The sequence below is a fragment of the Saccharothrix algeriensis genome (genome assembly GCF_016907655.1).
GTDB lineage: Bacteria > Actinomycetota > Actinomycetes > Mycobacteriales > Pseudonocardiaceae > Actinosynnema > Actinosynnema algeriense.
The window spans coordinates 1,768,376-1,780,598 of the sequence record NZ_JAFBCL010000001.1; the positions used below are offsets into that span (position 1 = coordinate 1,768,376).

Genomic DNA, 12,223 nt, shown 5'->3' on the forward strand with positions numbered 1-12,223 from the left:
CCGGGTGTGGTGATCGGACCACGCCCGGTCGTCGAGGCGGAAGGCTCTTCAGGTGGTCAAACGGTGAACTGACGCCTAACCGACCGCACCGCGCAGCGCCTGCTTCCCGCCGACCACGGGCAGCTCCACCACCGTGGACGTCAGGTCGATCGACAGCCCCGCGCCCGGCTTCGGCCGCAGCGTGTAGTCGTGGTCGCTGGAGATCAGCACGAACTCCAGCGAGTGCCCGGCGGGCACGACGTAGTCCTGCGGCTGCAGCTCGACCTCGACGCGGTAGGTCTCACCGGGCTTGATCGGCTTGGTCCTCGCCGGGTCGACGCGGTTCTGCGGGTCGGTCCACCCGCGCGTGATCACGTGGCCGGCCCCGTCCGGCGCGCGGTCGACCAGCAGGGCCGTCACGTTCGCCGCGGGCCGGTCGAACGACGCCGCCAGCTCGACACGGGGGGTGCCCGACAGCCGCAGCGGCGTGGTCGTCGCCCGGGTCGCGTAGGACAGCCGGTTGCCGGAGCTGGGCAGGTCGGCCAGGTCCTCGGCAAGCTTGGACGAGTCGTCGCGCAGCGATTCCACCACGGGCCGGCCGGGCACGGCCGACGGCTTCAGCGCGCCCTTGGCCGAACCGCCCGCCCACGGGTGCAGCCGGGCCTTCGCGGCGCCGGGGGCGGGCCAGTCCGCCTCGTCCACCCACGTGGTGCGGTCCTCGCGCTGGATGGTCGACTTCGGCTCCTTCTCGATGCCGTTGTCGATGCCGTACAGGTAGTGGCTGAACCACCGGTTGATGGTGCGCCGCCACTCCGCGGACCGCAGCGTGTCCGGGTCGGTGTGCCCCGACTGGTGCAGCCAGATCTTGTGCTCGACGCCGTTGCGCCGCAGCGCCTCGTACCACTGCGCGACGTGCTTGGTCTTGACGTTCCAGTCGCCCAGGCCGTGCACGGCGAGCACCGCCGCGCGCACCTTGGACGCGTCCTTGACGTAGTTCCGCTCGTCCCAGAAAGCGCTGTAGTCACCCGTCACCCGGTCCTGCTGGGCCGCGACCTCCGCGATGACCGGCTTGCAGATCTCCCGGTCCGCCCGCGTGTAGACGTACTCGGCGAGCACGTCCAGGTCCTCGCCCTGGAACGTGCCGGGCGCGACCACGGCGCCGTCGGCGCGGTAGTAGTCGTACCAGCTGGAGATGGCCGCGATCGGCACGATCGCCTCCAGGCCGCGCACCCCGGTGGCCGCCACGGCGTTGGGCAGGGTGCCGTTGTAGGACACGCCCATCATGCCGACCTTGCCGGTGGACCAGGTGGCCTTGACGCGCGCGCCGGACGCGTCGCGCGCCGTCGCCCGGCCGTTGAGCCAGTCGACGACCGACTTCGACCCGATGGTCTCGTTGCGCCCGCCCGAGGTGGGACAGCCGGAGGACTTGCCGGTGCCCAGCGACTCCGCGTACACCACGGCGAAGCCCCGCTGGATGAAGTAAGCCTCGTACCGCGCGGACGTGATGGGGCCGGCGTTCGGCCCGACGGCCGCCGCGATCCGCTCGTCGGCCTCGGCCTTGAGCACCGAGCCGTCGCGCTTGGCGTGGCCGCCGCGCCGGTCGGGCACGTACAGCTCGACGTCGACGTCGTGGTTGGCCACGTCGTTGCCGCCGGAGAAGTACGGGCTGTTGAAGAACACCACCGGCACCTTGAGGCCCCGGTCGGTCGCGGTCTGCCGCACGACCTCCGCGTAGACCTCGTCGTCCCGGCCGTCGCGGTCGCTGTCGACCGGCGCGCGCACCCAGACGCTCTGCCTCACCACGTCCTTCGCGTCGAAGACGGGTTGCGCCTCGCCGTCCTCGAACACCGGGCCTCCCGGCGCGGCCGAGGCCACCGCGGGCAGCAGGCCCAGCGGCAGCGTTGCCAGAGCCGCCAGCACCGCGGCTCTCCGAACACCCTTCACGGCTGTTCCCCCATCATGTGCAGGACAGGTTTGTGCAGACCTTTCCCCCACCCCGCAAGACGTGTCAAGGGCCGCTCACGTCCACTGTGGATGGACCGGGAACACCCGACGATCGGCCCTTGACCAGCGGCGACCCGGGGTGCAGACTCCTCCGCTCCCTCTTCCGGGGCCACGCGCGCGGCACCGCCGCCGGGCCGACGTGGTCGGCGCGGCCCGCCGGGCGGGTCCGGCGGCGCCGCGCCGCGGCCCGAACCGGCCGCGCTGCCACGAGGGCCCCGATCCGCTGACGTCGGCCTTCACCGGGCCGCTCGCCGGGGCAGGATGGGGCGCATGAGGCTGGTCATCCTGGGCGGCGGCGGGTTCCGCGTGCCGCTGGTGCACAAGGCGCTGGTCGCCGACGGGCGCGTGGACGAACTCGTGCTGCACGACGTCGACCCGGCGCGGCTCGCGCGCATCCGGGCGGTGCTGCGGGGCGGGCCGCGCGTTCGCGTCACCACGGACCTGGACGACGCGCTGCGCGACGCGGACTTCGTGTTCTCCGCGATCCGGGTCGGCGGACTGGCCGGGCGCGCGATCGACGAGCAGGTGGCGCACGCGCACGGCGTGCTGGGGCAGGAAACCGTCGGCGCGGGCGGCATCGCGTACGGGCTGCGCACCGCCCCCGTCGCCCGGGACATCGCCCGGCGGGTCGCCCGGCTCGCGCCGCGCGCCTGGGTCATCAACTTCACCAACCCCGCCGGCCTGGTCACCGAGGTCATGGCCGAGCACCTGGGCCCGCGGGTGATCGGCATCTGCGACTCGCCGGTGGGGCTGTGCCGCCGGGTGGCGCACGCGCTGGGCGTCGAGGGCGCGACGTTCGACTACGCCGGGCTGAACCACCTGGGGTGGCTGCAGGGCGTCCACCTCGACGGGGAGGACCTGCTGCCCCGGCTGCTCGCCGACGCGGAGGCGTTGCGGTCCTTCGAGGAAGGCAGGCTGTTCGGCGCGGAGTGGTTGCAGGCCCTCGGCGTCATCCCCAACGAGTACCTGCACTACTACTACGACACGCGGGACGCGATGGGCGACGACCGGGGTGCGTTCCTGCTGCGGCAGCAGGAGCGCTTCTACGACGGCGAGGTGGACTGGGAGACCACCCGGCTGGAGCGCGAGGCGACGTACATGAAGCAGGACCGGGACACGTTGGAGGGCGGCGGGTACGAGCACGTGGCGCTGCGGCTCATGCGCGCGATCGCCGATGACGAGCGCACGACCCTCATCCTCAACGTCCGCAACGGCTCCACCCTGTCCACTCTGGACGCCGAAGCGGTCGTGGAGGTGCCGTGCGCGGTCGACGCGAACGGCGCCGAGCCGTTGCCGGTGAGCCGGCTGCCCGACCACGCCGCCGGGCTCGTCCTGTCGGTCAAGGCCGTGGACCGGCTGGTCGTGGAGGGCACGCGGGCGGCGGCGCTGAAGGCGTTCGCGCTGCACCCCCTGGTCGACTCGCTCTCGGCGGCCGAGGGCCTGCTGGACGCCTACGCCCGGCGGCACCCGGAGCTGGCCCACCTCAGCTGAGCGCGCCCCAGCGCGTCCGCGCGGCGGGTCGTCTCCGGCAGCCGCGTGACGCACAGCCGCAGCACTTCGGCACACGCCCGGTCCAGGTCGACGCGGTGCCCGACGGACACGAACACCGGTTTCACCCCGACCCGGGTCCGCAGCGCGCGCCCGACGACCTCGCCGTCCTGCACGAGGTCCGCGGTCGCGCCCCGCTCGTCGGGGGGCTGCTCGAACCGCCCCATCGGCGTCTTGGCCACCCCGACGCTGGGCAGGTCGACCAGCACCCCGAGGTGGCAGGCGAGCCCGAACCGCCTGGGGTGGGCCAACCCCTGCCCGTCGCACACCAGCAGGTCGGGCGTGACGGTGAGCCGGCCCAGGGCCTCCAGCAGCGGCGGCAGCTCGCGGAACGCGAAGAGCCCCGGCAGGTACGGGAACCGCGCCCTGCCGCGGACGACCGCCGAGTCCACGGTCTCCAGCGTCGCCGCGTCCAGCACCACGACCGCGCCGACGAGCCGGTCGTCGTCGGCGTAGGAGACGTCCAGGCCGGCCACGTGCGCCACGTCCAGCCCGGGGTCGGTCGACGTCCGGACCAGCGGGCGCAGCCGTTCCTGCTCGGCGACGGCTTCCTCGGGGGTCACCCGCGCCCCACCGGGGCCGCGCGCCGCCGCTCGCCGGGAAGGCCCGGCAGGTCGCGCGCGGCCCCGGTGATCTCCTGTGGCATCACTCGAACTTATACGCCTTCAGGTCGCGCAGCAGCAGGTGGCAGTTCCGCAGCGCGCCGGAGGTGTCGCCGAGCGAGCGGTAGATGCCCCACTTCGGCCGCAGCCGGTCGCCGAGGAAGGTGTCGACGCCGGACCTCGTCCTGTCCAGGACTTCGGTGTCGCCGTCGCGCAGGACCCAGCGGACGCGCCCGGACTTGCCGTCGCCGACGGTGATCTCGACGTCGGTGTGGATCCAGCGGTCCTGGAGCGGGGCCAGCGGGGTGGCGCCGACGAGGACGTCGCCCTCGAAGACCTTGAACTCGATCGTCGGCACGCCGCCGGTGCGGCGCAACGACATGACGGTGACCGGCGAGGTGCCGGGGCCCGGTTTCTTGGTCTGCATGACGTGGGTGAACGTCTTGGTGGCCATGAGGGTCGACGGGATGAACATGGAGTAGCCGAAGCGCCAGCGCTCGCCCTCGCGGAGGATGACGTCCTTCCCGTCGGACCTCATGCCCGCGACCTCGTTGCGCTGCCGGTCGGTGTGCGTGTCGCGGTCCTGCGTGTGCATGTCGAACCGGTAGGCCCCGCCCTGCACGCGGATGTGCTTGACGCCGGGGTGCGAGCCGGCCCGGTCGTCCTCGACGCTCTCGAACGCGCCGAGGCCGTCGGTGTCCGGGCGGGGGCTCCACTTGAGCCGCCACGAGGCGGCCGAGGCCACTCCCCCTCCCGCGATGAGCAGCGGCGTGATCGCCGCACCTGTCAGGACCGATCGGCGGGTGATGCCCACGTCTGCTCCTCCTCGGTCTTCGGTGGTCGGTCGAGGGCGGCGGCAATTCGGAAAGACGTTTACCGAATGCCTCGCATCAGACCACCGCGCCGCGAGGGCTGTCAACGACCGGTCGGGATGTCGGCGTGGACCCCGCCTCCGGGCCGCCGACGCGGTCCCCCGACCGGCGCCCGCGTGACGACCCCGGCGCCCGGCGGGGTCGAGGGGCTGCCCGCACCCGGGTCCCGGCCTGACATGCTGGCCCGATGTGGAACGGTGAACTCCTCGACCTCGACGCGTACCTGGCCCGGGTCGGCTTCCGGGTCGACCCGGAGGCCGACCCGGCGACCACCCTGCGCGGGCTGCACCGCGCGCACCTGGCCGCGATCCCGTTCGAGAACGCGGACATCGGCGCGGGCGTGCCGATCGCGCTGGACGTGCCCTCGTTGCAGGACAAGATGGTGCGCCGCAGGCGCGGCGGCTACTGCTACGAGCAGAACCTGCTGTTCGCGGCGGTGCTGGACCGGCTGGGCCACGAGGTGACCGGCCTCGCCGCGCGGGTGGTGCTGGGCCGCGAGGGCGACGTGCCCCGCACCCACGCCCTGCTGCGCGTCGACCGCAAGTGGCTGGTGGACGTGGGTTTCGGCGGCGGCGGGCTGCTGACGCCGATGCCGCTGGCGCAGGGCGCATTCGAGCAGCAGGGCGACTGGACGTTCCGGCTCGACCGCGACGACGACGGGTGGCGGTTGCAGTCCCTGCAGGGCGGCACGTGGGTGCCGCTGTACGACTTCACCGAGGACCCCACCACACCCGCCGACTTCGCGGTCCTCAACCACTACATGTCGACCAGCCCGAAGAGCCCGTTCGTCGGCAGGTTGCTGGTGCAGCGCACCGACGAGCGGACCCGCCGGGCCATCACCGGCGACGTGCTCACCGTCGCGACCCCCGACGGCGGTCCGGAGAAGCGGACCCTGTCCCCCGAGGAGCTGGTCACCGCGCTGCGCGACGACTTCGGGCTGGAGCTGCCTACGGCCACGGGTTGAGCGCGGGCCGCCGCCCCGACAGCGCGCCCGCGGGTTCGCGGCCGGCGAGCCAGGCCACCAGGTCGTGCAGGTTCCCCGTCAGCTCGGCGGGTTCGCCGGAGCCGATCGTCCACCGGCGGCTGTCGTCCACCGGCGCCAGGGTCAGCCGGACGCCGTCCGGGACGCGCTGCCGGAGGAAGTCCACGGCGTGGCCGCAGAACTCCGGCGACCACCGGACCGGCGTGAGGTCGAGGTCGAACGCGTGGATCTCCACCTCCCGCCACAGCGCGTGCGCCGTGTCCAGGAGCGTGCCGTCGCGGAAGGCGACCCGGGAGGACCAGTCGCGCACGCCCGACCACGCCTGCGCCAGCCGGGCGACGGCGGCCTCGACCGCCGCGCGGTGCCCGGAGGCCGAACGCCCGGCCCCCGCCTCGATGGCGGCGTCCCTGGCCGGGCGCCCGCCGGGGTACACCTCGACCTCCACGCCCTCGTTCTCGGCCTGGACCGCCATCGCCGTGGTGACGTTCGCGACGTGCGACAGCACGTGGCCGCGCGTCCAGCCGGGCAGCGCGGACGGCTCGCCGACCTGCGCGTCGGTCAGCCCCGCGATGATCGTCGCGAACCTGCGGTGCGCCCGGAGCGCGGCGGCGGGCACGGCGTCGTCGATCGGCACAACTCCCCCTAATGGTGTCAATCCGGTAAGCCATTAGGGACGATAGCGGGGCGCAACCGTGAAGTCCATTAGGATGCCGGGATGAACCGGGCGCTGGAGTTCGCGAGCACGGTCCGCCACGACGGGCGCGGCGGGCTGGCCGACGACCTCGCCACGACCGCGGGGCTGGCCGCGTGGGCCCACCTCGACGCCGCGGACGAGGAGCTGCGGCTGGAGGTCGTGCGGCTGCGATGGGCCGTCCGGTCGCTGTTCGCGCACGCGGTCGGCGCCGGGGAGCGGATGGACTCGCCGCACCTGGTGCCGCTCGCCGACGCGGTGCGCGCGGTCAACGACGCGGCGGCGCGGGCGCCGAGGGCGGCGCGGCTGGAGTGGGGGCCGCCGCCGCTGCTGCGCTACGCGGACTCCGCGACGGAGGGCGACCGGCTGCTGGCGGACCTGGCGACGGCCGCGATCGCGTTCCTGGCCGGCGAGGAGCGCGCGGACCTGCGCGCCTGCCCCGCTCCCCGGTGCATCAGGTACTTCGTCAAGGCCCACCCGCAGCAGCAGTGGTGCAAGCCCTCGTGCGGCAACCGCGCCAGGGTCAGCAAGCACTACCACCGGACCCGGGCCTGACGACCCGGGCGCCGCGGACCACCGCGAGCCGGCCCGCTACCCCTGGGCGATGTAGGCCGTGAGCTGGTCGCGGCCCTGCTCGAGCTGGCTGATGCGGCTCTTCACCACGTCGCCGATGCTGACGATGCCCACCAGCCGCCCGCCCGACACCACCGGCACGTGGCGGACCCGCCGGTCGGTCATCAGGACCGACAGGCCGTCCACCGGGTCACCGGGCGAGCAGGTGAGCAGGTCGGTCGTCATGATCTCCGCGACCGGCGCCGCGAGCAGGTCCGCGCCCCGGTCGCGCAGACCGCGGACCACGTCCCGCTCCGAGGCGATCCCCGCGACGCCGTCGGGGCCCAGGACGACCATCGCGCCCACGTTGTGCTCCGCCAACGCGGCGGCCAACTCCGCCACCGACGCCTTCGCGTCGACCGTCGCCACGGCCGACCCCTTGCTCCGCAACACGTCGGCGATCCTCACGCGGCGCCTCCTGGTCCCGGCCGGATCCGGTGCTACCCGATCCAGGCTAGTTCGCGCGCGTCCGCGCCGGCAGACCGCACGCCCGAAAGGACCAGGAAACGGGCGCGACAGCAATCACCGCCGGCGCCGCGAAACGGTTCGCGGCACCGGCGGTGCGGGCAGGCCGGCCCGGGGTGCGGGCGCGTTCCACGCGCCCGGCGCCGCGGACTGCCGCGACGCCGGACCACGTGGTGGAATCAGCCGCCGGTGCGGCGGAACACCCTGCGCCCGACGAAATCCGCCTGGTGCGGCCGGCCGGGGGGCACGTGAACGCCCCCGTTCTTGCGTGCGTGACCGCGGCGATCGCGGCGATTGGGGACGACGCCGGCCTCGGGCTCGGGCAGCTCGTCGTCACCGGGGACGTTCTTCTGATCGGTCATGGGACCCTCCTGGGGTGAAGGCGAAGTCGCTGGTCAGCGACGCCGCATGGCGTACTGGCGCGGGTTGACGACGACGCGGCCGCCGGAGCGCGGCCGATCGGCGCCGCGCGAGCGCCGGGCGCGCCGGTTGGTCGGCTGGCCGTCGTCGGGTTGTTCTGCGCGCATGGTGGGCATACGACCGCCTCCTGGGAAGAATTCGAGGCGTGCAAAGGCGTACGACCCCGGAGAAGAAGCGCGGGGGTCGTCGAAGAGCCGCTAGGGCCACCAGGGAATCGGCGCTCGGCACCGGCTCAGCGGCCGGGTGCGGCGCGAAGGAGGAAATCCTCAGGAGTAGATCTGGAAGAACATGGGGAAGACGTTAGCGCGTTCCTCCCCGCGCTGCCAAGGGCTTTTTTCGGCGACCGGGGGCGCACCCGCGGGGAATTCCACTCAGGACGATGCCGCGTCCGGGTGACGGGACCGGCGGACGGCGGGTCCCGGCGCGGCTGCCGCTGCGCCGTCCACAGTGGAACGACAGGGGCTGGCGGCAGCGCGTCCCGCGAGCGCGGCGCCGAGGCGGGCGCGCCGTCACCCGCCCGAGCGACCACGAGCCACCCCGCGCGCCCGGCCCGGGAGCCGGTTCGGCCCACCGCGGGAGCCGGGCCGGCGCCGGACCGCGGGTCGGTCAGTCGTGCTCGGTGATGTCCACGACCTCGCCCTCGAGCACCTCGGGCTCCACCACCCGGCCGTCGACCACCAGCGGGCTCTCCGGGGCGGACGCGAAGAAGCGGCGCGCGAAGCCCCCGACCGCCCGCGTGGTCACCGCGTCGAACCCGCCGCCGATCACACCGCCCACCAGCGGCACGCCCTTGGCCAGCGTGATGCCCGCCCGCGACGTCCCGTACTTGGCCAGCAGCGTGAAGCCCACCCGCTTGTTGACCTCCCGGATGAGCTGCGCCGGGATGCGCTCGATCAGGCTCATGGTGAGCTTCGAGCCCACCTTGATGCCCGCCTTCTTCAGCAGCTCGGCCCCCGCGTTGCCCAGCAGGCACACCATGATCGCCGTGCGCACCTCGTCGCTCTCCAGGTCGTGCCCCTGCACGGCCGCGATGGACGCGATCAGGTGGGTCTGCACGAGGTACGCGGCGGCCACGTTGGCGGGCAGCGCCACGGGCAGGGTGATCAGGCCGCCGAGGTTCATCGCGAAGCCCTGGACGCCCGCCGCGGTCACGTGCGTGCGGATCAGGCTGCGGATCGCCTCGTCCCTGGTCAGACCGCCGGCCAGCAGGTCGCGAGCGGCCTGCTGGGCGCCCTTGAACGGCCCGAACCCGTCGATGCCGACCTTGAGGAGCTGGTCCACCGCGCCTTGCTGCGCCTTCACCAGGGCACCGGGTTCCTCGACCATGGCTCCGAGGTTACGCGGCGTCCTGGCGGGTAGCCGTGTCCCATGGACATGTCCACCTTGGGAGAGATCGTCCGGGACCGCGGCCCCTTCGCCTCGGTCTACCTGGACGCCTCGCACGACACTGAGGACGCGGCCAAGGCGCTGGAGCTGCGCTGGCGCGGGCTGCGCGAGGACCTGGCGCGGCAGGGCGCCGACGAGGAGACCCTGGGCGCCCTGGACGCGGCGGCGCTGGAGCCGGCGGTGGGCAAGGCCGGCCGGGCGCTCATCGCCGCGCACGGGCAACTGCTGCTCAACCGGGCGCTGCCGCGCCCGCCCGCGGCCGACACGGCCCGCTGGTCGCGGCTGCCGCACCTGCTCCCGCTGGCCAACCTGGCCGGCACGGCGCTGCCGCACGTCGTGGTCGTCACCGACCGCGCGGGCGCGGACCTGCACGGCTACGACGGGCACGGCGAGCAGACCACCGAGGTGCAGGGCGACACGCACCCCCTGCACAAGGCGCGCGGCGGCGGGTGGTCGCACCGGCGGATGCAGAACAAGGTCGAGGAGACCGCCCAGCGCAACGCCGCGCTCATCGCCGAGGCCGCCGACCGCATGGTGACCGGGCTCAACGCCCGGCTGCTGGTGCTCGGCGGCGAGGTCCAGGCCCGCACCGCCGTGCGCGAGGAGCTGAGCCCGCGCTGCCGCGACGTCCTGATCGAGGTCGACGGCGGCAGCCTGGCCGACGGCGCCGACGACGAGGCGTTCGACGCGTCCGTGCGGTCGCTGGTCGCGCAGTACCAGCACGACCTGGACAACGACGTGGTGGAGGAGTTCACCGCCGAGTCGGGCCGCGACCAGGGCCGCGCGGTGCAGGGCATGGAGCGCGTCGTGGCCGCGCTGCGCGAGGCGAACGTCGCCACGCTGCTGGTGTCCGACCAGGCGCTGGGCCGCCGCACGGTGTGGGCCTCGGACGACCCGGCGCTGGTGGCGGTGCGGGAGGGCGACCTGCGGGCGCTGGGCGTCGACCGGATCGACGAGCTGCCCGCCGACGAGGCGCTGGCCGGCGCGGCGACGGCGACCGGCGCGCAGGTGGTGATCACCGACGACACCAAGCTGTGGGAGGGCGTCGGGGCGCTGCTGCGCCACTGAGGGAGTGCGACGAAGGGGGAGCACCCGGTGGCGGGTGCTCCCCCTTGGTCGAGCGCTCCGGCGGCTAGACGCCGGACGCGTTGGTCAGCACCACCTGCTCGGCGGCCTTGCCCTCCGGCGCCACGACCCTCTTGTTGCGCCGGTTGCGCTTCTCCAGCCACGTGGCCAACCAGGTGAGCAGCAGGCACATCGTGATGTAGATGGCGGCGACCACCAGCGTGAGCGGCACCAGCGGCCGGCCGAACTGGCCCAGGCCGCCGAGGTACTTCGCGTAGTCCAGCAGCTCCGGGTAGGTGATGATGAAGCCGAGCGCCGTGTCCTTGAGCAGCACGACGAGCTGGCTGACGATCGTCGGCAGCATCGCCCGCAGCGCCTGCGGCAGCAGCACCAGCACCATGACCTGCGTCTTGTTCATGCCCAGCGCGTAGGCGGCCTCGGCCTGGCCGCGCGGCAGGGACAGCACGCCGGCGCGGAACACCTCCGCCAGCACGGACCCGTTGTAGAGCGTCAGGCCCACCACCACGGCCGTGAACGGCGAGACCTTCACCCCGAACGCCGACGGGCCGAAGTAGAACAGGAAGATCAGGATGAGCAGCGGGATGGCGCGGAAGACCTCCACCACGGCGGTGGCGGGGATCCGCCAGGCCACGTGGTCGGACAGCCGGCCCGCCGCCAGGAGCGCCCCGAACAGCACCGCCAGCACGGCGGCCACCGCGAACGCCTTGAGCGTGTTGCCCAGCCGGCCGAGCAGCTCCAGCTGCACCGCCTGCCACTGCAGCCAGCTCCACAGCCGCGGCTCGAACTGGCCGCTGTCGTAGAAGCGGTAGCCGACGTAGCCGAGCAGGGCGAGCACCCCGACCAGCCCCACCGCGGCCAGGATCCGGTGCCGCACCCGCGCCCTCGGGCCGGGCACGTCGAACAGGACGGAGCTCATCGGGCCACGCTCCAGCGCTTTTCAAGGGCGCGTTGCACCAGGGTCAACGGAACCACCAGGAGGACGAAGAAGAAGGCCACCCAGGACAGGCCCACCAGCATGTTCGCGCCCTCGTCGGACAGCACGTAGCTGATGGAGCCGGCGTCGGACACCGAGAAGCCGGCCGCGACGGTGGTGTTCTTCAGCAGCGCGATCAGCGTGCTCACCAGCGGCGGCACCACCGAGCGCACGGCCTGCGGCAGCACCACGTTGACCAGCATCTGGCCGAACGTCAGGCCCAGCGCGCGGGACGCCTCGGCCTGGCCCACCGGCACCGTGTTGATGCCCGAGCGGACCACCTCGCAGATGAACGCCGAGGTGTAGAGGCTCAGGGCGACCACCGCGCCCTGGAACGGGTCCAGCCGCAGCATCTTGAGCAGCGGGTAGGCGAAGGTGAAGAAGAAGAACACCAGGGTCAGCGGGGTGTTGCGGACCAGGGTGACGTAGACCGCGCCCACCAGGCGGAACACCGGGACCGGGCTGACCCGCAGCATCGCCAGGAACGTGCCCAGCACCAGCGACCCGACCGCGGAGAGCAGGAAGAGCTGGATCGTCGTGCCGAAGGCCCTGAGGAACAGGTCGGAGAAGGTGGTAAGGACGCTCATGGGACTTCCTCGCCGG

At 73.4% G+C, this 12,223-nt stretch carries 14 protein-coding genes; 4 read left to right on the top strand and 10 right to left on the bottom strand.

Annotated features, from left to right (window positions below):
* Positions 1-75: 75 nt before the first annotated feature.
* Positions 76-1,923: a Xaa-Pro dipeptidyl-peptidase gene (locus tag JOE68_RS07710; RefSeq protein ID WP_204841638.1), complete on the bottom strand. Its 1,848-nt coding sequence runs from the start codon at positions 1,921-1,923 to the stop codon at positions 76-78.
* A 330-nt stretch (positions 1,924-2,253) separates the two neighbouring features.
* Here JOE68_RS07710 and JOE68_RS07715 point away from each other — a divergent pair, with 330 nt between their 5' ends.
* Positions 2,254-3,474: a family 4 glycosyl hydrolase gene (locus JOE68_RS07715; protein ID WP_204841639.1), complete on the top strand. Its 1,221-nt coding sequence runs from the start codon at positions 2,254-2,256 to the stop codon at positions 3,472-3,474.
* On the opposite strand, the gene JOE68_RS07720 is transcribed toward JOE68_RS07715, so the two are convergent.
* Both JOE68_RS07720 and JOE68_RS07725 read right to left on the bottom strand, forming a co-directional pair.
* Positions 3,435-4,094, bottom strand: a complete 660-nt coding sequence (locus JOE68_RS07720; protein ID WP_204841640.1) for an endonuclease V — start codon at positions 4,092-4,094, stop codon at positions 3,435-3,437. The genes JOE68_RS07715 and JOE68_RS07720 overlap by 40 nt on opposite strands.
* Positions 4,095-4,176: 82 nt before the next feature.
* A complete protein-coding gene (locus JOE68_RS07725; RefSeq protein ID WP_204841641.1) occupies positions 4,177-4,947 on the bottom strand; it encodes a polysaccharide lyase family protein in 771 nt (256 codons plus the stop codon).
* Positions 4,948-5,192: 245 nt separating this feature from the next.
* On the opposite strand from JOE68_RS07725, the gene JOE68_RS07730 reads away from it, so the two are divergent.
* Positions 5,193-5,969 carry an arylamine N-acetyltransferase family protein gene (locus JOE68_RS07730; protein WP_204841642.1) on the top strand — a complete coding sequence of 259 codons (777 nt, stop codon included), beginning with the start codon at positions 5,193-5,195 and terminating at the stop codon, positions 5,967-5,969.
* Here JOE68_RS07730 and JOE68_RS07735 read toward each other — a convergent pair.
* Positions 5,953-6,621: a maleylpyruvate isomerase family mycothiol-dependent enzyme gene (locus JOE68_RS07735; RefSeq protein ID WP_204841643.1), complete on the bottom strand. Its 669-nt coding sequence runs from the start codon at positions 6,619-6,621 to the stop codon at positions 5,953-5,955. The two genes, JOE68_RS07730 and JOE68_RS07735, sit on opposite strands and share 17 nt — an antisense overlap.
* A gap of 81 nt (positions 6,622-6,702) precedes the next feature.
* On the opposite strand from JOE68_RS07735, the gene JOE68_RS07740 reads away from it, so the two are divergent.
* The gene (locus JOE68_RS07740) at positions 6,703-7,233 is read left to right on the top strand and encodes a CGNR zinc finger domain-containing protein (RefSeq protein ID WP_204841644.1); all 531 of its coding nucleotides are present in this window, start codon (positions 6,703-6,705) and stop codon (positions 7,231-7,233) included.
* 36 nt (positions 7,234-7,269) lie between these two features.
* Here the strand turns inward: JOE68_RS07740 and JOE68_RS07745 are convergent, their stop codons facing one another.
* From JOE68_RS07745 to JOE68_RS07755, 4 genes are all read right to left on the bottom strand, one after another.
* A complete protein-coding gene (locus tag JOE68_RS07745) occupies positions 7,270-7,698 on the bottom strand; it encodes a CBS domain-containing protein (RefSeq protein ID WP_204841645.1) in 429 nt (142 codons plus the stop codon).
* Between the two features lie 236 nt (positions 7,699-7,934).
* Complete coding sequence (locus JOE68_RS07750; protein ID WP_204841646.1) at positions 7,935-8,117, bottom strand: hypothetical protein; 183 nt, start codon at positions 8,115-8,117, stop codon at positions 7,935-7,937.
* Between the two features lie 33 nt (positions 8,118-8,150).
* Entirely contained in the window at positions 8,151-8,282 is a 132-nt protein-coding gene (locus JOE68_RS31745) for a hypothetical protein (RefSeq protein ID WP_275584708.1), read from the bottom strand.
* A gap of 499 nt (positions 8,283-8,781) precedes the next feature.
* A complete protein-coding gene (locus JOE68_RS07755; RefSeq protein WP_204841647.1) occupies positions 8,782-9,501 on the bottom strand; it encodes an EcsC family protein in 720 nt (239 codons plus the stop codon).
* A 48-nt stretch (positions 9,502-9,549) separates the two neighbouring features.
* Here JOE68_RS07755 and JOE68_RS07760 point away from each other — a divergent pair, with 48 nt between their 5' ends.
* Positions 9,550-10,629: an Rv2629 family ribosome hibernation factor gene (locus tag JOE68_RS07760; RefSeq protein WP_204841648.1), complete on the top strand. Its 1,080-nt coding sequence runs from the start codon at positions 9,550-9,552 to the stop codon at positions 10,627-10,629.
* Between the two features lie 64 nt (positions 10,630-10,693).
* Here the strand turns inward: JOE68_RS07760 and JOE68_RS07765 are convergent, their stop codons facing one another.
* Both JOE68_RS07765 and JOE68_RS07770 read right to left on the bottom strand, forming a co-directional pair.
* Positions 10,694-11,563 carry an amino acid ABC transporter permease gene (locus JOE68_RS07765; RefSeq protein WP_204841649.1) on the bottom strand — a complete coding sequence of 290 codons (870 nt, stop codon included), beginning with the start codon at positions 11,561-11,563 and terminating at the stop codon, positions 10,694-10,696.
* Entirely contained in the window at positions 11,560-12,207 is a 648-nt protein-coding gene (locus tag JOE68_RS07770; RefSeq protein WP_204841650.1) for an amino acid ABC transporter permease, read from the bottom strand. Before JOE68_RS07770 ends, JOE68_RS07765 begins: the two co-directional genes overlap by 4 nt.
* Positions 12,208-12,223: the final 16 nt, after the last annotated feature.